The 18,293-nt window shown below is 63.4% G+C and carries 14 protein-coding genes and 1 riboswitch; of the genes, 12 read left to right on the top strand and 2 right to left on the bottom strand.

The annotated features are described in order from the left end of the window. The first annotated feature begins 71 nt into the window (after window positions 1-71). The 7 genes from QZ409_RS14920 to QZ409_RS14890 all read left to right on the top strand — a co-directional run bounded on the left by QZ409_RS14920 (window position 72) and on the right by QZ409_RS14890 (window position 10,871). Window positions 72-1,166 carry an AAA family ATPase gene (locus QZ409_RS14920; protein ID WP_296712887.1) on the top strand — a complete coding sequence of 365 codons (1,095 nt, stop codon included), beginning with the start codon at window positions 72-74 and terminating at the stop codon, window positions 1,164-1,166. A 236-nt stretch (window positions 1,167-1,402) separates the two neighbouring features. Next, a complete protein-coding gene (locus QZ409_RS14915) occupies window positions 1,403-2,833 on the top strand; it encodes a bifunctional enoyl-CoA hydratase/phosphate acetyltransferase (RefSeq protein ID WP_296712885.1) in 1,431 nt (476 codons plus the stop codon). 106 nt (window positions 2,834-2,939) lie between these two features. Then, window positions 2,940-4,148, top strand: a complete 1,209-nt coding sequence (locus tag QZ409_RS14910) for an acetate/propionate family kinase (RefSeq protein WP_296712881.1) — start codon at window positions 2,940-2,942, stop codon at window positions 4,146-4,148. An 11-nt stretch (window positions 4,149-4,159) separates the two neighbouring features. Further along, complete coding sequence (locus QZ409_RS14905; protein WP_296712878.1) at window positions 4,160-6,547, top strand: DUF3141 domain-containing protein; 2,388 nt, start codon at window positions 4,160-4,162, stop codon at window positions 6,545-6,547. 171 nt (window positions 6,548-6,718) lie between these two features. Next, entirely contained in the window at window positions 6,719-7,813 is a 1,095-nt protein-coding gene (locus QZ409_RS14900; RefSeq protein ID WP_296712875.1) for an HlyD family secretion protein, read from the top strand. Next, window positions 7,810-9,390, top strand: coding sequence for a DHA2 family efflux MFS transporter permease subunit (locus QZ409_RS14895; RefSeq protein ID WP_296712870.1), 1,581 nt, complete (start codon window positions 7,810-7,812; stop codon window positions 9,388-9,390). Before QZ409_RS14900 ends, QZ409_RS14895 begins: the two co-directional genes overlap by 4 nt. Continuing rightward, window positions 9,387-10,871 carry an efflux transporter outer membrane subunit gene (locus QZ409_RS14890; protein WP_296712868.1) on the top strand — a complete coding sequence of 495 codons (1,485 nt, stop codon included), beginning with the start codon at window positions 9,387-9,389 and terminating at the stop codon, window positions 10,869-10,871. The genes QZ409_RS14895 and QZ409_RS14890 overlap by 4 nt, the downstream gene beginning before the upstream one ends. Window positions 10,872-10,874: 3 nt before the next feature. Here QZ409_RS14890 and QZ409_RS14885 read toward each other — a convergent pair whose 3' ends face one another. Together QZ409_RS14885 and uvrB are read right to left on the bottom strand one after the other, a co-directional pair. Continuing rightward, window positions 10,875-12,497, bottom strand: coding sequence for a long-chain fatty acid--CoA ligase (locus QZ409_RS14885; RefSeq protein ID WP_296712866.1), 1,623 nt, complete (start codon window positions 12,495-12,497; stop codon window positions 10,875-10,877). 61 nt (window positions 12,498-12,558) lie between these two features. Further along, window positions 12,559-15,102 (bottom strand): excinuclease ABC subunit UvrB, encoded by a 2,544-nt coding sequence (gene uvrB, locus QZ409_RS14880; RefSeq protein WP_296713063.1) that lies wholly within the window; start codon window positions 15,100-15,102, stop codon window positions 12,559-12,561. A 119-nt stretch (window positions 15,103-15,221) separates the two neighbouring features. Next, a riboswitch (cobalamin riboswitch) is annotated at window positions 15,222-15,341 on the top strand. A 47-nt stretch (window positions 15,342-15,388) separates the two neighbouring features. On the opposite strand from uvrB, the gene QZ409_RS14875 reads away from it, so the two are divergent. From QZ409_RS14875 to QZ409_RS14855, 5 genes are all read left to right on the top strand, one after another. Then, window positions 15,389-15,598 carry a CbtB-domain containing protein gene (locus tag QZ409_RS14875; RefSeq protein WP_296712864.1) on the top strand — a complete coding sequence of 70 codons (210 nt, stop codon included), beginning with the start codon at window positions 15,389-15,391 and terminating at the stop codon, window positions 15,596-15,598. Window positions 15,599-15,721: 123 nt separating this feature from the next. After that, complete coding sequence (locus QZ409_RS14870; protein ID WP_296712862.1) at window positions 15,722-16,510, top strand: CbtA family protein; 789 nt, start codon at window positions 15,722-15,724, stop codon at window positions 16,508-16,510. Between the two features lie 49 nt (window positions 16,511-16,559). Beyond that, window positions 16,560-17,144, top strand: a complete 585-nt coding sequence (locus QZ409_RS14865; protein ID WP_296712860.1) for a histidine phosphatase family protein — start codon at window positions 16,560-16,562, stop codon at window positions 17,142-17,144. A 32-nt stretch (window positions 17,145-17,176) separates the two neighbouring features. Further along, the gene (locus QZ409_RS14860; RefSeq protein WP_296712858.1) at window positions 17,177-17,800 is read left to right on the top strand and encodes a hypothetical protein; all 624 of its coding nucleotides are present in this window, start codon (window positions 17,177-17,179) and stop codon (window positions 17,798-17,800) included. A 253-nt stretch (window positions 17,801-18,053) separates the two neighbouring features. After that, window positions 18,054-18,293: hypothetical protein (locus QZ409_RS14855; protein WP_296712856.1), on the top strand; the 240-nt coding region annotated here is incomplete at its 3' end.

The following is an 18,293-nucleotide window of genomic DNA, read 5'->3' as shown; positions in this document are numbered from 1 at the left end:
TCCTGAAAATGTTCTGTAAAGGTTCTCATTATTCGCCTTGGATTTGGCGCGAAACGAAACGGAAATTGCCCATGGACTGGTCCGCGCAGCAGGAGAAGGCGCTTTCCACCGTCGCGGACTGGATTTCCGATTCCCGCGCGCCACAAGTGTTCCGGCTGTTCGGCTATGCCGGCACGGGTAAAACCACTTTGGCGCGCCATGTCGCGGAAAATGTCGAGGGCGAGGTGCAATTCGGCGCCTTCACCGGCAAGGCCGCGCTCGTATTGCGCGAAAAGGGCTGCGGCGAGGCGCGCACCATTCATTCCATGATCTACCGGCCCAAGGATCTCGATACGGAAGAGCCGAGCTTCGTGCTGAACGAGGACAGCCCGGCCTCAAAGGCCAGCCTGATCGTCATCGACGAATGCTCGATGGTCGACGAGGATCTCGGACGCGACCTGCTCTCTTTCGGCAAGAAGGTTCTGGTGCTCGGCGATCCGGCGCAATTGCCCCCGGTCAAGGGCGGCGGCTATTTCACCGAGCAGGAGCCGGACGTCATGCTGACCGAAGTGCATCGGCAGGCGGCGGGCAACCCGATCGTGCGGCTGTCGATGCAGATCCGGGCCGGCGAAAGGCTGGCGCTGGGCGATCACGGCGCCATGCGGGTGGTGTCGCGCACGGCGATCGACGCGGAACTGGTGAAAGGGGCCGATCAGGTTCTGGTCGGGCTCAACAAGACGCGCCGCGCCTATAACAAGAGGCTGCGCGAGCTGCTTGGCTTCAAGGAGCCTATGCCGGAGGTCGGCGAGAAATTGGTTTGTCTGCGCAATGACAAGACCAAGGGCCTGCTCAATGGCGCGATTTTCCGCGTCAACAAGGCGGCGGGCCTGCGTCGGGCGCGCTATCGCATGAGCCTGACGCCGGAAGAGGCGTCGAGCGGCAAGCCGATCCGCGTCGGCGTGCTGCCGGCCTTTTTCGAAGGGGCCGAGGAAAGCCTGTCCTATGCCCAGCGCCGGGAGTCGGACGAATTCGATTACGGCTATGCGCTCACCGTCCACAAGGCGCAGGGCTCGCAATGGGACAATGTCGTGCTGTTCGACGAGAGCTGGGCCTTTCGCGAAAACCGCGAGCGCTGGCTTTATACCGGGGTGACCCGCGCTGCGAAAAATCTCACGGTCGTGGTCTGAATTCATAAACCGCCATATGAAGTGCGACTTTCGTTCATTGGCTTGTCATCATTTATGGCTTATATTGCGGTGCAGCAAATCAGGATTCGCGGCACGCATTGGCGCGTCGGCCGCCAGCAATCATTGCAGGGGCGGCCCATCGGTCCGTACCGTTCGGGCTGCTTGAGCGCGAAAGCCGGCGAAGGCGTCGGCGGTACGGCGAGCGTTCCGAACCTTTCTCCATTGCGAGGCTATTCATGAAGACGGCCAAAACCATTTCCAACAAGACCTGGGCCCAGCTGCAGGTGGGCGACACGGCCACGATTGAGCGCGTCTGCGCCGACCGCGACCTGTTTCTTTTCGCCCATGTCTCCGGCAATGTTAATCCGCTGATGCTGCCCTCCGACGAGGACGCGCCGGTCGCGGACGCGCCGATCGCGCCGTCCATGTGGGTCGGGTCGCTGATTTCGGCCGTTCTCGGCAATATCCTGCCCGGCCCGGGCACGCTCTATCGGGAGCAGAATTTCGAATTTCTCAACCGCGTTCATGTCGGCGACCGCCTGCGGGTGACGGTAACCTGCCGCGAAAAGCGCGCTGAGCCGACTGTGGTTTTCGAGACCGTCATCGCCAATGGCAAGGGCGAACTCGTCTGCAAGGGAACGGCCCTGATCGACGCGCCGATCCGCAATGTCGAGACTCCGGTGCGCGAGCTGCCGGCCCTCATCATGGATAAGAAGGATCATTTCTCCCACCTGCTGGCTTTGGCCGCGCAATTGCCGCGTCTGAAGACCGTCGTCGTCTGCCCCGAGAGCCATAATGCGCTCAATGGCCCGCTGCTGGCGTTCGAGAAGGGCCTGATCGAGCCGATCTTCATCGGCGATCCGGAGCGCATCGCCGAGGCGGCGCTGGAGCTGGAGGCGGATCTTTCGCCCTTCAGGATCATCGAGGAGAAAAACCATCGCGCCGCCGCCGACAAGGCCGTGGCCATGGTGCGCGCGGGCGAGGCCGGCGCGGTGATGAAGGGCGATCTGCATTCGGACGATCTGCTCGCCGCCGTCGTCAAGAAAGATGGCGGCCTGCGCACGGGGCGCCGTATCAGCCATGTCTTCGTGCTCGACACGCTCACCCTCGATGATCTGCTGTTCGTCTCCGACGCCGCGATCAATATCGCGCCGGATCTCCTGACCAAGGTCGATATCGTCCAGAACGCCATCGATCTCGCGCTCGCCTGCGGCGTCGAGCCGAAGGTCGGCGTGCTCTCGGCGGTCGAGACGGTCAATCCCGCCATTCCGTCGAGCCTCGACGCCGCGATCCTGTCGAAAATGGCCGAACGCGGCCAGATTAAAGGCGGCGTCGTCGACGGCCCGCTGGCCATGGACAACGCCATCGACGTGGATGCGGCGCGCACCAAGGGCATCGCCTCGCTGGTCGCCGGCCACGCTAATGTGCTGATCGCGCCCAATCTGGAATCGGGCAACATGTTGGCCAAGGAACTGACTTTCGTCGCCCATGCCGAGGCCGCCGGCCTCGTCGTCGGCGCCTCCGCCCCGGTCATGCTCACCAGCCGCGCCGACAATGACAAGGCGCGTCTCGTTTCCTGCGCCCTGGCGCAGCTCTATAATTATTGGCGCCAGAACGGCCGCGCTTATGCCGGCCCGGTGGAGTCCAAGGCGCTCGCGGCCGAGTAAGGCCGCGCTGACGCGACAATCATTCGACGGCGGCGCCCCGGACGCGAGCCGCTCTCTCCCATGCGCGCCGCCTCGGCCGCCCCGGGGGCATGGAAAAAGGAAGAAAATGGCCGACATTATTCTGACCATCAACGCCGGATCCTCCTCGGTCAAATTCTCGGTGTATGAGATCGCGGAGGGCCAGCTGATCCCGCTCGCGCTCGGCCTCATCGACGGCATCGGCGCCAACGCGACCTTCACGGCGAAGAAGAGCAATGGCGACAAGACGCAGTTCGCGCTCGATCAATCCCATCATGCGGTCGATCACAAGGTGGCGCTGACGGCGGTGCTGGACTGGATGGAGAAGGAAGAGCACGGCGGCAATGTCGTCGGCGTCGGCCACCGCGTCGTCCATGGCGGGCCGATCTATTCCGAGCCTTTGCTCATCGACGCCGAGAATTTCCGCATTCTTCACACCTTCGAGCCGCTGGCGCCCTTGCACCAGCCCTATAATCTCGCGGGAATAGAGGCGGCGATCGAAGCTTTCCCCAAGGCTGCGCAGGTAGCCTGTTTCGACACCGCTTTCCATCGCAGGCATCCCTATCTTGCCGATACATTCGCCTTGCCGCGCCAATATTATGACGAGGGCGTGCGCCGCTACGGCTTTCACGGCCTGTCCTATGAATTCATCCATCGAATCCTGCGTCATGAGGAGCCGGTTCTGGCGCGCGGAAAAGTGATTGTCGCCCATCTTGGCAATGGCGCTTCGCTCTGCGCCATTCACGCCGGAAAATCGGTCGCCTCGACCATGGGCTTCACGGCGCTCGATGGCCTGCCCATGGGCACACGTTGCGGCCAGCTCGACCCCGGCGTCGTGCTCTATCTGATGGCCGAGAAAAAGATGAGCGCGGCCGAGATCACCGACCTGCTCTACAAGAACTCCGGCCTCAAGGGCATGTCGGGCATTTCGCATGACATGCGCGTGCTCGAAGCTTCGAGCGAACAATCCGCCAAGGACGCGATCGCCTATTTCGTTCGGCGCGTGCGCCGCGAGATCGGCGGCCTCTGCGCAATGCTTGGCGGCCTGGATTGTATCGTGTTCACCGGCGGCATTGGCGAGAACGCCGTCCACGTCCGCCGGTCCATTCTCGAAAACATGGAGTGGATCGGCATCCAGATCGACGCGGAGGCCAATGCGGCCAATGAACGCGTCATCTCCGAAAAGGGCTCGCCCGTCGTCGCGCTGGTCCTGAAGACCGACGAAGAACGCATGATCGCCGCCCATACCTCGGAACTCCTCGGCCTGAAGCAGCCGCTCGTTCCCGCCATTTCCTGAAGGAATGCCCCATGACCTCGACCTATAGCCCCGAAAACATCTTCCGCCGCGAGGCTGAAGACGGCTCGACCCAGGCGGCGCAGGCGCAGAATCTTGGCGCGATCCTCAGCGCGCATGTGCAGAAGATCACCCGGACCCACGGCCAGCGCCTCCGCGGCGCTTGGGAGCAGCTGAATCCGCTGCTCAACCGCTTGCAGGACGCCGCCAATCATGGCGAACTGCTCAAGGAGGCGCGCGCCTACGCCCGCGACGCGGGCGAGCGCTATGTCCTGACGCTCGACGTCCTGCGCGAGCGCGGCAACAATGATATCGCGCATGAGGCCGCCGGCACCCCGCCCGTCCTGATCTATGATTACGAGGTCGCGCTCGACGGCAAGGACTTGTCCCCGCCGGTCAATTACGTGCTCCTGAAGATCAAGCCGCCGGAGGGCGTCGAGGTTTTCGACTGGAAGCGTCCCTATCTGATCATCGACCCGCGCGCGGGCCATGGCGCGGGCATCGGCGGCTTCAAGCAGGACAGCCAGGTCGGCGTCGCCCTTCATGGCGGCCATCCGGTCTATTTCGCCGTGTTCCGGCCGATGCCCGAGCCCGAGCAGACGCTCGCCGACGTGATGCGCGCTGAAGCCAAATTCGTCGCCGAAATCCGCCGCCGCCATCCCGAGGCGCCCAAGCCGATCGTCGTCGGCAATTGCCAAGGCGGATGGGCGACGCTGGTGCTCGCGGCGGCCAATCCCGACATTACCGGTCCGCTGGTGATCAATGGCGCCCCGGTCGCGGCCTGGTCCGGACGCAAGGGCGAAAATCCGATGCGTTACAACGGCGGCCTGCTCGGCGGCATCCTGCCGGCCTTGATCCTGTCCGACATCGGCGGCGGCGTCTTCGACGGCGCCAATCTCGTCTCGAATTTCGAGCAGCTCAATCCGGGCCGCAATTTCTTCGGCAAATATTACGACCTCTTCGCCAATGTCGAGAAATCGCGCCACAGCTTCCTCGATTTCGAGCGCTGGTGGGGCGGCTTCCATTATCTCAACGAGTCCGAAATCCACTGGATCGTCGAGCAGATCTTCGTCGGCAACCGTCTGTCGCGCGGCGAGGCGCGCATCGAACGCGGCCGCCGGCTCGATCTGCGCAGCATCCGCTCGCCGATCATCGTCTTCGCCTCGAAGGGCGACAACATCACCCCGCCCGAGCAGGCGCTGAACTGGATCGTGGACACCTTCGTCGACGAGCATGAAATCCGCATCCGGGGCCAGCGCATCATCTACATGCTGCATGACAAGGTCGGCCATCTCGGCATTTTCGTCTCCTCTTCCATTGCGAAGAAGGAACATGCCGAAGTGACCTCCACCTTGAAGACCATCGAGGCGCTCGCGCCCGGCCTTTACGAAATGGTCATTGACGAGCAGACGGGCGAAGGCGTCGACGCGCATTTCCTCGTCAGCTTCCGCGAGCGCAAGATGAGCGATCTGGCCGGCTTCGACGATTCGCGCGACGACGAGAAAATGTTCGCCACCGTGTCGCGCCTGTCGGAAATGGCCAGCGAAATCTATGACATGGGCGTGCGCCCGATGGTCCAGGCCAGCTTCAACGGGCAGACCGCAGAATTCCTGCGCAAGACCCATCCGTCGCGCGTGCAACGGCGCATCTTCGCGGACGAAAACCCGGTGATGAAATTCGTCGCGCAGGCGGCGGAAAACGTCGCCAAAGCGCGCCAGCCGGCGGAAAGCGGCAATCCGTTCCTCGGTATTGAGAAAGTCTGGGCCGACAGCGTCGTCCAGACCTTCGACTTCTGGCGCGACATTCGCGACGCCGCCTATGAAATGACCTTCTTCGGGATCTACGGCCAGCCGGCCATGCTGCGCCTCGGCGCCCCCAACGCCTATCAGCGCAAGCGGCTTGATCCGGGCGAACTGGCGCATTTGCCGGAGGTCGAGGAGATACTGCTGGCGATCGATCGCGGCGGCTTCGAGGTCGCGGTGATCCGCATGTTGATCCTGATGGCGGAATCGCGCGGCGCGGTTCGGCGCGATCGTCTCGAGCGTTCCGCGAAGGTGCTCAGCAGGGACGAGCCTTTCGCCTCGCTCGGCGCCGAAAAGCGCAACGCCCTGATCCGCGAACAGACGATCGTGGTCGAATTCGCGCCGGAGCGGGCCATCGCGACGCTGCCGCACCTGCTGACGGATTTCGAGGACCGCCAGCGGGCGATCGCCACCGTCGAATTCATCGCCGGCTCCCCTGACGAGATGGATCCGCAGACCCTCAAGACGCTCGAAAAAATGCGCGCGATTCTTGGCCTGCCCCTGCTGGTCGGCTCCGGCCCGGCCGGGGACCCGCTCGAAGGGATCGTCCAGAAGCTTCTGCCGTCTCGCGGCCGGAAAGCGGCGGCCTCGGACGCCTGATCCGCGCCGAGCCTCCAGCTCAAGATCGAAGCCCGGCCTGCGCCGGGCTTCGGCTTTTCTGGACGCCGTTGCGGGAGCGCAATTTCGCTTTGCGCCAAGTCGGCTCGAAGGCTCAAGACAAGCGTCGCCATTTGGTTTATGCCGAAACGGCAAGCGGGCCGGAGTATCGGGGTGACGAATACGCAATCGTTGGAGCCGGCGGCGATCGATCCCCGCGACGAGGCGCGGAATCGGCGGGCCGCGCGGCTCAAGCCGGTCGGGCTCGGCGTGGTTCTGGCATTGGCGCTGGGCGGATCCTACCTCTGGTACTCGGGCCGCAATATCGAATCCACCGACGACGCCTATACCGACGGCCGGGCGATGATGATTTCGCCGCGCGTCTCGGGCAATGTCGTTTCGCTCGACGCGGCGGACAATCAATTCGTCAAACAGGGCCAGGAGCTGCTGCGGATCGACCCGCGGCAATATCAGTTCGAGCGCGATCTCGCCGCCGGCGCTCTGGCTTCGGCCAAGGCGCAACTCGCCGCGCAGCAAAATGGCTTCGAGGTCGCGCAGAAGAATTTCCCCGCGCTGCTGGCGCAGGCGCAGGCGCAGCTCGCCTCCGCCAAGGCGACTTTGGCCAAGGCCCAGGCGGATTACGACCGCCAGCGTTCGCTCAGCAAGCTCGCCACCTCGGCGCAGGACGTGGACGCGGCCAAGGCGGCGATGGAGCAGGCCAAAGCGCAGGTGGCGCTGGCCGAGGCGCAGGTGGTGCAGGCGTCGCCTGTGCCGCAGCGCGTCGGAGAGATCGAGAAGCAGATCGGCCAGCTTCAGGGCGCGGTCCAGCAGGCGCAGGCGCGGCTGGATCAGGCCGAACTCAATCTCTCCTGGACCGAGCTTCGCGCGCCGCAGGACGGCTGGATCACCAAGCGCAATGTCGAGTTGGGCAATTATGTCGCGCCCGGCCAGCAGCTTTTCGCCATTGTCGGGCCGGAGCGCTGGGTGACCGCCAATTTCAAGGAAGGCCAGCTCAAGAGGATGCGTCCCGGGCAGAAGGTGAATATCGAGGTGGACGCCTTCCCCGATCTGAAGCTGGAAGGCCATGTGGACAGCATACAGCAGGGCTCCGGAACGAAATTCACCGCCTTCCCGCCGGAAAACGCCACCGGCAATTTCGTGAAAGTGGTGCAGCGCGTGCCCGTAAAGATCGCGATCGACAGCGGGCTTGATCCTGAACGGCCGCTGCCGCTTGGCCTTTCGGTCGTTCCCACGGTGGCGTTGAAATGAGCGACGCGGCGGCGTCCACGCACGGCGAATGGAAGCCGCGCGGAAATCCCTGGCTGATCGCGGTCGCGGTGACCCTCGCGACCTTCATGGAGGTGCTCGACACCACCATCGTCAATGTCGCGCTGCCCCATATCGCCGGCAGTCTTTCCGCCAGCGCCGACGAGGCGACCTGGGCGCTGACGTCCTATCTCGTCGCCAATGGCATCGTCCTGACGATTTCGGGCTGGCTCGGCGATCTTCTGGGCCGCAAGCGCTATTTCGTCATCTGCATCGCCATGTTCACTGTCTGCTCATTCCTGTGCGGCGTGGCGACGAGCCTCGGCCAGCTGATCGTCTTCCGCCTCGCCCAAGGCTTTTTTGGCGGCGGCATGCAGCCCAATCAGCAATCGATCATCATCGACACCTTTCCGCCCGCGCGGCGCGGCGCGGCTTTCGGAGTCGCGGCCCTGGCGACCATTGTCGCGCCGGTGCTCGGCCCCACGCTCGGCGGCTTCATCACCGATCAGGCCTCGTGGCGCTGGATCTTCTTTCTCAACATCCCGGTCGGCATTGTCGCGGTTGTGTTGGTCATGGCGCTGGTCGAGGACCCGCCCTGGGTCAAGGAGCGCAAAAGCCGGGGCCTGGACTTCATCGGCCTGTCGCTCATCACCATTGGACTCGGCTGTCTCGAAGTGATGATGGATCGCGGCTCCGACGACGACTGGTTCAACTCGCCCTTCATCCAGCTCATGGCCCTGATGGCTTTTCTTGGAATCCTGGGCGCGATCGGCTGGCTGCTCGTTGCGCGCAAGCCCATTGTCCATCTCGACGTGTTCAAGGACCGCAATTTCGCCACAGGCTGCCTGATGATCGCGGCGACGGGCGGCATTCTTTACTCCAGCGCCGTGATGATTCCGCAATTGGCGCAGCAATATCTAAATTATAACGCAACCTGGGCGGGCCTGATCCTGTCGCCGGGCGGTTTCGTGGTGATGGCGCTCATTCCCTTCGTCGGGCGGTTGCTGAAGGTGACGCCGGCGCGCAATCTCATCGCGGTCGGCTTCACCATCATGGGTTTCTCGATGCTTTATTCGAGCCATCTGGCGGCGAATGTCAATTTCGGCACATTGGTCGGGATGCGCCTGTTCCAGACGGCGGCCCTGGCCTTTCTGTTCGTGCCGATCAGCACCGTCGCCTATATGACCTTGTCTCGGGAGTTCACGCCGGATGGCGTGGCGCTGTTCGCCATGTTCCGCAATGTGGCCGGATCGGTCGGCATCGCGCTTTCGACCTCCAATATCACCCAACGCGCCCAGACCCATCAACATGATTTGACCGAACACGCCACGGTGTTCAATCAGCCTTTCAACGAGTTGGTCGCCACTTACGCCAATGCCCTCAAGGCGATGGGCCATTCCGCGACAGTGGCGCATGACATGGCCATGGGGCAGATCTATCGCCTGATCCGGACGCAGGCCGCGATCATGGCCTATTCCGACACATTCGTTGCTTGTGCTTTTGTGGCTTTTGCCGTCGTGCCCTTCTGCTTCCTGATGACGGGACGCAAATCCGATGGCAAACCGGGAGCGGCGCATTGATCGGCAAGCGCTCCCTGTTTCGGCATTTGCGCCCGTTTTGTGCGCTGGCGGGCCTGTCGCTGCTCGCCGCCTGTTCGGTCGGCCCGGAATTCGCGCCGCCCGAAACCGGCCTGCCGTCAAGGTCCTTTGCCGCGCCGGACGCCAGCGGCTCGCTGACCGCGCCGCCCGACCCAAACTGGTGGGCGATATTCCATGACCGAACCCTGACAGATCTCGAATCTCAAGTCGCAGCAGCCAATCTCGACGTCCGCGCGGCGACGATCAGGCTGGCGGAAAGCCGGTTCCAGCGCAATGTCGCCGCCGCGGCGCAATTGCCGAGCGTCAATGGCGACGCCAAGGTCAATCGCGAGAATTTCAGCCAAAACGGCCTCGTCAGCCTGTTTGCGCCGCTCGTTCCGGCCGGCCAGAATTTCTCGATCCAGCCGATAACTGATTACTATACTGGCTTCGACGCCTCATGGGAGCTGGACCTGTGGGGCCATGTCCGCCGTCAGGTTGAATCCGCCGACGCGACCGTGCAGGCGGGCGCCGAGCAGCGGCGCGGCGCGCTCGTCTCGGCCCTGGCGGAGGTGGCGCGCGACTATTTCTCCCTGCGCGGCGCCCAGGTGCAACTCGGCATCGCGCGCGACAATCTCAAGATCAGCGAAGACGTGTTGCAGGTGACGCAGGAGCGCCAGCGCTCGGGCGTGCAAAGCGCGCTCGACACCGAAAACGCGGCCGCCCAGATCGAATCCGTGAAGGCGGAGCTGCCCGCGCTGGAGCAGAAGGAATCCGAGCTGATCAACGCGCTCTCCTTCCTGCTCGATGAGCCGCCGGGCGCCTTGCGGGCGAAGCTCGGCTCGCCGCGCGCATTGCCGCTGACGCCGCCGGTCGCGCCGGTCGGCGTGCCGTCGGAACTGGCGCGGCGGCGCCCGGACATTCGCGCGGCCGAGGCGCAATTGCACGAAGCCACGGCCAATATCGGCGTGGCCGTCGCTGCTTTCTATCCGACCGTGCAACTCAATGGCGTGGTCGGCTTCGATTCGCTCACGCTGCCGAAAATGTGGCAGGCAAATTCGCTGCAATATAATTTCGGCCCCAGCGTCTCGCTGCCGATCTTCAACGCCGGTCGTCTCCAGAACACGGTGGAATTGCGGACGGCGCAGCAGCAGGAGGCGGCTTTGCTCTATCACCGCACGGTGCTGCAAGCCTGGCATGATGTTATCAATGCCCTGACAGCGCACAGGCTTGAGCGTGAGCGCAACGCCCGCCTCAAGGCGCAAGTCGAACATGCGGGCCGGGCGCTGGACATCGCCCGCACGCGCTACAAGCAGGGCGTGACCGAATATATCAACGTCCTGAACGCCCAGCGCACCGCGCTGCTTGCGGAACAAAGGCTGGCCGAAAGCACCACCAATCTGGGGCTCGACCTCGTGCAATTGTTCAAGGCGCTCGGCGGCGGCTGGGAAACGGTTTTTCCGGTCGCGACGGCGGCGAAGTAAAGCTCACCCCTCGCGCGGCGTATAAATCCGCCGCAGTTCGGACTTGAGTATCTTGCCGGTCGCGCCGTGGGGCAGTTCCTCGGCGATGATGACGCGGTCGGGGATCGACCAGTTTGGCACCTTGCCGTTGAAAAAGGCGCGCACGTCCTCGGGCTGTGGCTCGTGGCCGGTGCGCGGGACCACGACCAGCAGCGGGCGCTCGCCCCATTTCTCGTCCGGCTCGGCGATGGCCGCGGCTTCCGCGACGTCGGGATGGCCGACGGCGATATTTTCCAGCGCAATGGAGCTGATCCACTCGCCGCCGGATTTGATCAGGTCCTTGGTGCGGTCGGTGAGCAGGACATAGCCTTCGGCGTCGACGACGCCGACGTCGCCGGTCGGGAACCAGGCGTCGGGAGCGATCTCGGTCTCAGGCAGGAGGTAATAGCCATTCGCCACCCAATGGCCGCGAAGCGCCAGATTGCCTTGGGTGACGCCGTCGCGCGGAACTTCGCCGGCCTCATTCTCGGCGCGCACGTCCGCGCCATAGACGACGCGTCCCTGTTTGGCCTGCTGATCGAGCAGGGCCTCCGCATCGAGCGCGGCGGTCGTCGGCTTGGGCGCATTGGCGGTCACGATCGGGCTGCTTTCGGTCATGCCCCAGCCATGCCTCACGCTGACGCCGCGCTGCTCGAATTCCGCAATCAGCGCGCGCGGGAAGGCCGCGCCGCCGGCGAGAATCCGTTGCAGCGTCTCGAAGCTTTCCTCGGTCTGGCGCATGTGGCCGATCAGATTGAGCCAGACGGTCGGCACGCCCACTGAGAAGGTCGCGCGCTCGTCGTTCAGCAGGGCGAGTAGCGAGACCGGATCGAGATGGCGCCCCGGCATGAGGAGAGACGCGCCGGCCATGGGCGCGACATAGGGCAGGCCCCAGGCGTTGACATGGAACATCGGCACGGCAGGCAGCACGCGATCCGTCGCGCGCAGCCCGAATACATCCGGCGCATTGGTGGCCATGGCGTAAAGTACGGTCGAGCGATGCGAATAAAGCGCGCCCTTGGGCTTGCCGGTCGTGCCGGACGTATAGCAGAGCGCCGAGGCCGTCTCTTCGGCGAAAATGGGCCAGTCGGGCGCGTCGCGGGCCTGGTCCAGCAGCGTTTCGTAGCAATAGAGGGCGATCTCCGGCGGCAGTTCGCAGGCCGGGATTTCGTCCGGTTCGCACAGCGCGATCACGCCGCGCAGGACATGCGCGACCCTTGGCGCGACGGCGGCGACGATGGGCAGGAAAGCGGGATCGGTGAAAATGAAGCCATCCTCGGCATGGTCGACGATATAAGCGATGTCGTCCTGCGACAGGCGCGGATTGATGGTGTGGCAGACCGCCCCCATGCCGGAAATGGCGTAATAAAGCTCAAGATGGCGGTCGCTGTTCATGGCCAAAGTGGCGACGCGGTCGCTGAACGCGACGCCGAGGTCGCGCAACACGCTTACAAGCTTCCGGGCGCGTGTTTCGAGCTCGGCATAGGTGGTGCGGGCGATCCGGCCGTCGTCGCGGCGGGAGACGACTTCCGCCTCGCCATGATGCCGCGCTGCATGGGCGATCAGCGACGAAATCAGCAGCTCGCGCCGCTGCATCAGTCCAAGCATGGCGTCCTCCCGGTGTTTTTCCGGGATTATCCGCCCGCGCAGCTTCGCAAGCAAGCGATGCTCAGCGCCGCTTGCCCTTGTGCTTCCAGCTTGCGGAGGCTTTGGGCCGCGCCTCGCCGCCGCCGAAATTATGCGGCCCCATATCCTCGTCGGTGGGCTTGTGGATGCGGGACGGAGGCAGATTGGCGGCCGCGCCATATTTGCTCGCGCCGAGGAAGGCGCCGCCACCGGCGTCCACGTCGCTCTGGCGCGCCAGCGGATCGTCGGAGACGGTCAGCTCCACCGCCTGCAGGCGCTTGATCTCGTCGCGCAGCCGCGCGGCGGTCTCGAAATCCAGATCGCTCGCCGCCGCGCGCATCTTCTTTTCCAGATCGGCGATTGTGGCCTCGAAATTATGGCCGATGGCCGGCGCCGCGAGGCCGACATCCACGCTGACATGATCCTGCTCATAGACCGAGCCGAGAATGTCGGCGATGCCGCGCTTGATGGTCGCCGGGGTGATGCCGTGCTCGGCGTTCCAGGCGAGCTGCTTTTCGCGGCGGCGCGTGGTCTCGCCCATGGCGCGCTCCATCGAGCCGGTGACGCGATCGGCATAGAGAATGACCTTGCCGTCCACATTGCGCGCCGCGCGCCCGATGGTCTGCACCAGCGACGTCTCGCTGCGCAAAAAGCCTTCCTTGTCGGCGTCGAGAATGGCGACCAGCGCACATTCCGGAATGTCGAGGCCTTCGCGCAGCAGGTTGATGCCGACCAGCACGTCGAAGGCGCCGAGACGCAGGTCGCGGATGATCTCGATGCGCTCGATTGTGTCGATATCGGAATGCATGTAGCGCACGCGCACGCCGTGCTCGTGCAGATATTCGGTGAGGTCTTCCGCCATGCGCTTGGTCAGCACGGTGACCAGGGTGCGGAAGCCGCGCAGGGCCATGTCGCGCGCCTCGCCGAGCAGGTCGTCGACCTGGGTGCGGGCCGAGCGCACTTCGACCGGAGGGTCGATCAGGCCGGTCGGGCGGATCACCTGCTCGACGAAGACGCCGCCGGTCTGGTTCATTTCCCAATCGCCCGGCGTCGCCGAGACATTGACCGTCTGCGGGCGCATCGCGTCCCATTCCTCGAAGCGCAGCGGCCTGTTGTCGAGGCAGGAGGGCAGGCGGAAGCCATATTCGGCCAGCGTCGCCTTGCGGCGGAAGTCGCCGCGATACATGCCGCCGATCTGCGGCACGGTGACATGGCTTTCATCGGTGAAGACGATGGCGTTATCGGGCAGATATTCGAACAGGGTCGGCGGCGGCTCGCCGGGGCGGCGGCCGGTGAGATAGCGCGAATAATTCTCGATGCCGGCGCAGGAGCCGGTGGCTTGCAACATTTCGAGATCGAACAGGCAGCGCTGTTCAAGCCTCTGCGCTTCGACCAGGCGCCCCGAGGCGTGCAACTCGTCGAGCCGTTGCCGCAGCTCCTTCTTGATGGAATCCGCAGCCTGCAACAGGGTCGGGCGCGGCGTGACATAATGCGAATTGGCGTAGAACTTGACCAGTTCGAGGTCCTGCATCTTCTTGCCGGTCAGGGGATCGAATTCGGCCAGCGATTCCACTTCGTCGCCGAAGAAGGTGATGCGCCAGGCGCGGTCCTCGTAATGGGCCGGAAAGACTTCCACCGTATCGCCGCGCACGCGGAAATTGCCGCGCGCGAAATCCGGCGTGCGCTTGTATTGCAGCGCCACGAGGTCTTGCAGCAATTGCCGCTGGTCGAGCTTCTCGCCGGTCTTGATCGAGAAGGTCATGGCCGTATAGGTCTCGACCGAGCCAATGCCGTAGATGCAGGACACGGAGGCGACGATGATTACGTCGTCGCGTTCGAGCAAGGCGCGGGTGGCGGAATGGCGCATCCGGTCGATCTGCTCGTTGATCGAGCTTTCCTTCTCGATGAAGGTGTCCGTGCGCGGCACATAGGCTTCCGGCTGGTAATAATCATAATAAGAAACGAAATATTCCACCGCATTATTGGGGAAGAAGCTCTTGAACTCGCCGTAAAGCTGGGCGGCGAGGGTCTTGTTGGGCGCAAGAATCAGCGCGGGCCGCTGCGTGCGGGCGATCACCTGAGCCATGGTGAAGGTCTTGCCGGAGCCGGTGACGCCGAGAAGCACCTGATCGCGCTCCTGCGCGTTCAGCCCTGCCACCAGCTCCTCGATCGCGCGCGGCTGGTCGCCCTCCGGCTGATATTCCGACACGAGTTCGAATTTGACGCCGCCCTCGGATTTTTCGGGCCGGTCCGGGCGGTGCGGAGTCCAGGGCTTGGCGTCGCGGAGATTGGGATCGCCCTTTTCCAGCAGGTCTTGCAAAACGTCCGCCGTGGCGCCGGAAGCGGTCTGGAATTCTTCGCGGGCGGGAGCGCGGCGGCGCGGCTTTTCGCGCGTGATCTCGGGTTCCTGCCCGAGTCCGTATCGTGCGGCTTCTTCCGCGCTAAGGGGCTCGGCGAGATAAGGCGAGGCGGCCTCTTCAAAACCCTTGCCGACGAGGGCCGGGTTCAGCAAGGCGGCAAGATGATCGCCGAGCGGCTTCACGTCAGGTTTTGAGGCCTTGCCGCGGGAAGAAGGTTTTTTCGCCATGCCTGCAATATGGGACGGCAAGGGAGGATTGGCCAGAGTCCAGCGGTCAGAATCCCCCGCTTGGCGTTAGAGCGATGCCGGCGGCTGAAACGCCCTCCGCGACTTGCTCGCGGAACTGAAATAAGTGTATAGCTGAAAGCTGCATCTTCGTGAGGTGCGGAAGCCGGTGAGATTCCGGCACGGTCGCGCCACTGTAATGACCCGGCAATCGAAGCCGGGCTGTAGTCAGACCCCTCTCACGATCACGCAGCCTCGAACTGGACGCGAAATCCAAGGAGTTTTTTTTATGTCGACCCTTACCTATTCGCCGCAGGCCCATGCTGTCGCCCTTCCGCTCCGCGAAGTTCTGCCTTGGGCGATTTTCGGCGGCTTGCTGCTGATGCTGGCGATTTATTTCATCGGAGCCGAACAGGGCGCCGCGTCCTTGTTCAAGGGCATGTATGTGCATGAATTCGTGCATGACGGCCGTCATCTTCTTGGCTTCCCCTGCCACTGAGGCAGAGGGGCGTCTGAGAGATCGTCGCCGGTCTTTCTGATCTGAAAATTGAAGCCCATGGGAAGGCCCGAGACCGCTTGGCGGTCGGGTCGGGATTTGCGCTGCCCTGAAGGGATCGCCATCATGGTTGGAAAATTGCTCACACGCGGGATGCTGGTCGGCCTCCTCGCCGGACTTTTGTCCTTCGGTTTTTTGAAAATCGTCGGCGAACCGCAGGTGGATCGCGCCATCGCCTTCGAAACGGCCATGGACGAGGCCAAGGCTCAGGCCAAAGCGGCCGAGGCCAAGGCCAAAGGCGTCGCTCTGCCGAAAGAGGAGGCCGAACCCGAACTGGTCAGTCGAGAGGTGCAAGCCAGCTTCGGTCTCCTGACCGGCGTCATGGTCTATAGCACAGCCTTCGGCGGCCTTTTCGCGCTCGTTTTCGCTCTGGCATATGGCCGGATGGGCGATTTCGGCCCAAGGGCCACATCGGCTTTGCTGGCGGCGGCGGGGCTTGTCGCCGTCTATATCGTTCCGAGCCTCAAATATCCCGCCAACCCGCCTTCGGTCGGCCTTGCCGACACGATCGCGATCCGCACGAGCTTGTATTTCGTCATGATCCTGATCTCGCTTGCGGCGATGATCGCGGCGGGAATGCTGCGCCTGCGGCTCAATCCCCGCTTTGGCGCGTGGAACGCCGCCTTGATCGCCGCCGCCAGCTATATCGCCGTCATGGCCGGAGTGTCATTGGCGCTTCCCGGCGTCAATGAAGTGCCGGAAGCTTTTCCGGCGGACTTGCTCTGGCAGTTCAGAATTGCGTCTTTGGGGGCGCAAATGATCATGTGGGCTATCCTTGGACTTGCCTTTGGCGCCTGGACGGAACGCGCCGCGATCGCCGAAAATGGATTGCGGCTGAAACCTGCGGCCTTATGAACAGGGCGTTCCGCCGAATGAACCCTGGGGCGCGGCGAGCGGTTGAAACATGACCACTCGTTTAAGACTGCTTTGCCACGCCCCGACCTCAGCCAACCGCAATGCCGGATTTCCGGGCGACGAACAGATCGACGATCTCACGCGTCAAAAACTGTCTGGCCTTCGTCACAATCTTCAGCATGCGGATCGCTGTTTCGTCAGCCCCAGCCTTCGGGCGCGGCAGACTGCGGAAGCCATGAAACTCGACGCGACGCCGGAGCCCATGCTGCGCGAATGCGATTACGGCCGCTGGGCCGGCCGCACGCTGGCCGAAGTGCAGGCGGAAGAACCGCAAGCCCTCGCTGAATGGCTGAAGACTCCCGACGCCGCCCCTCATGGCGGCGAAGCCGTTCAGGATCTTCTGTCTCGCGTCGCGCAATGGCTGGATGCGCAAAGCGGCGAGTCGGGTCTGACCGTCGCCGTCACCCATGCTTCCGTCATACGCGCCGCGATCGTCCATGCCATCGAGGCCGGGCCGCGCTCCTTCTGGCGCATTGACGTGTCGCCCTTGTCGGTGACGCGGCTCAGCGGCGACCGAGGGCGCTGGACCTTGTCCTCCATTGGCCCGATGCGAGCCGGGTCCGAGCCGAAATGACTCCCCGTCGGCCCGCCCTCGCGGCTAAAGGGATGAAAACGTCGCTTCTTTTCAAGCTCTTCATGGCGGCGGCAGGATTGTTCCTAGCGGCGCCGCCGATCTCTCCCGCTTCGGCGCATCATCGAGGCTTGACACATGAGGGCCCTGTCAAGGGGCTGTCAATCAGCGCCCTGACCCATGGCCAGATGGCCGTCATAGCCGCGCATCGATCGGAGATTCTTGAGCTGGCTTCCGAGCAGACGCCGACCGACCCGACGATGAGGCGTTTGCAGGGCTATATCCATCTCCAATCTTTCGCCTGCATGTGGGGCATGATTCCGGGCAGCGTCAATGACGAGAGCAGCCCGTTCAATGAATGCAGCCACGCTTATCTGGCGGGGACGCGCGCGCTTCTCATGCATCTCCTGACCATGGAGGGCGATCGCGCCCGCGTTCGCGCGCTTGCAGACAAAATCGAGCTGGAAATGCTGCAAAACAACGCGGCTCTGGTTCTATGCCTCTATGCCGATGAGCCTTTCGACACGGCCGACATCGTCGGTCCACATTGGAGAGAGATTCCCTTTCATCCAACGAGTGTAATTACGTTGGCGGGATTGGCGATGACCATAATGGGCGGCGTTTGGCTTGTGGCGCGGCCGAAGCGATTGTTCTCCTGACAAGAACGACTCCCATCGATCAAGGCCACAGATGCTCGTTGACGGTTCGCGGTCTTGACATCATGTTCGTGCTATGTTCTTTTTTGCCCGTAAGTTGCCGCAACGGGATTTCGTTTTGATGATTGCTGAAGCTTTTCCTGGAACATCGTGTTGTTGTCTTGCGCCCGCCGGAGACGCAAGCGGCGTCTCATGCGACCGGCACGGTCCTGCCATCGGCCCGATCCGACTTCTGACCAAGACAGCGAGCGGTTTCATGCCGCGTCCCGTCGATGAATTGAACAGACTTTTCGCCCATGTCGTGAAAAGCCCGGTCGATTGTTCCGATCTCGTCGAAAGATTGACGGGCGTCGCAGCGGCGCTGAACGAAGGGGAGCCCGCGCGAGCCGCGTTCGCCACATTGTTCATGGATCTTCCTTCCCTGTCAGAAGATCAAGCTCTGCGTGCGGCAGAGGCAATAAGACTGGTCAAGGCGTCGCCCGACGATCCGGAACAT

It is taken from the genome of Rhodoblastus sp. (genome assembly GCF_019449565.1).
In the GTDB taxonomy this organism is placed as follows: Bacteria; Pseudomonadota; Alphaproteobacteria; order Rhizobiales; family Beijerinckiaceae; genus Rhodoblastus.
The sequence above is the reverse complement of the archived record's forward strand: the minus strand, read 5'-3'. Positions and strand labels throughout refer to the sequence as shown.

Excerpts from the sequence above, each read along its gene's own strand:
- QZ409_RS14870 (WP_296712862.1), top strand. The coding sequence starts at position 15,722 with ATGGTTGGAAAATTGCTCACACGCGGGATGCTGGTCGGCCTCCTCGCC.
- QZ409_RS14895 (WP_296712870.1), top strand. The coding sequence starts at position 7,810 with ATGAGCGACGCGGCGGCGTCCACGCACGGCGAATGGAAGCCGCGCGGA.
- QZ409_RS14885 (WP_296712866.1), bottom strand. The coding sequence starts at position 12,497 with ATGCTTGGACTGATGCAGCGGCGCGAGCTGCTGATTTCGTCGCTGATC.
- QZ409_RS14910 (WP_296712881.1), top strand. The coding sequence starts at position 2,940 with ATGGCCGACATTATTCTGACCATCAACGCCGGATCCTCCTCGGTCAAA.
- QZ409_RS14860 (WP_296712858.1), top strand. The coding sequence starts at position 17,177 with ATGAAAACGTCGCTTCTTTTCAAGCTCTTCATGGCGGCGGCAGGATTG.
- QZ409_RS14915 (WP_296712885.1), top strand. The coding sequence starts at position 1,403 with ATGAAGACGGCCAAAACCATTTCCAACAAGACCTGGGCCCAGCTGCAG.
- QZ409_RS14875 (WP_296712864.1), top strand. The coding sequence starts at position 15,389 with ATGTCGACCCTTACCTATTCGCCGCAGGCCCATGCTGTCGCCCTTCCG.
- QZ409_RS14865 (WP_296712860.1), top strand. The coding sequence starts at position 16,560 with ATGACCACTCGTTTAAGACTGCTTTGCCACGCCCCGACCTCAGCCAAC.
- QZ409_RS14905 (WP_296712878.1), top strand. The coding sequence starts at position 4,160 with ATGACCTCGACCTATAGCCCCGAAAACATCTTCCGCCGCGAGGCTGAA.
- QZ409_RS14920 (WP_296712887.1), top strand. The coding sequence starts at position 72 with ATGGACTGGTCCGCGCAGCAGGAGAAGGCGCTTTCCACCGTCGCGGAC.
- uvrB (WP_296713063.1), bottom strand. The coding sequence starts at position 15,102 with ATGGCGAAAAAACCTTCTTCCCGCGGCAAGGCCTCAAAACCTGACGTG.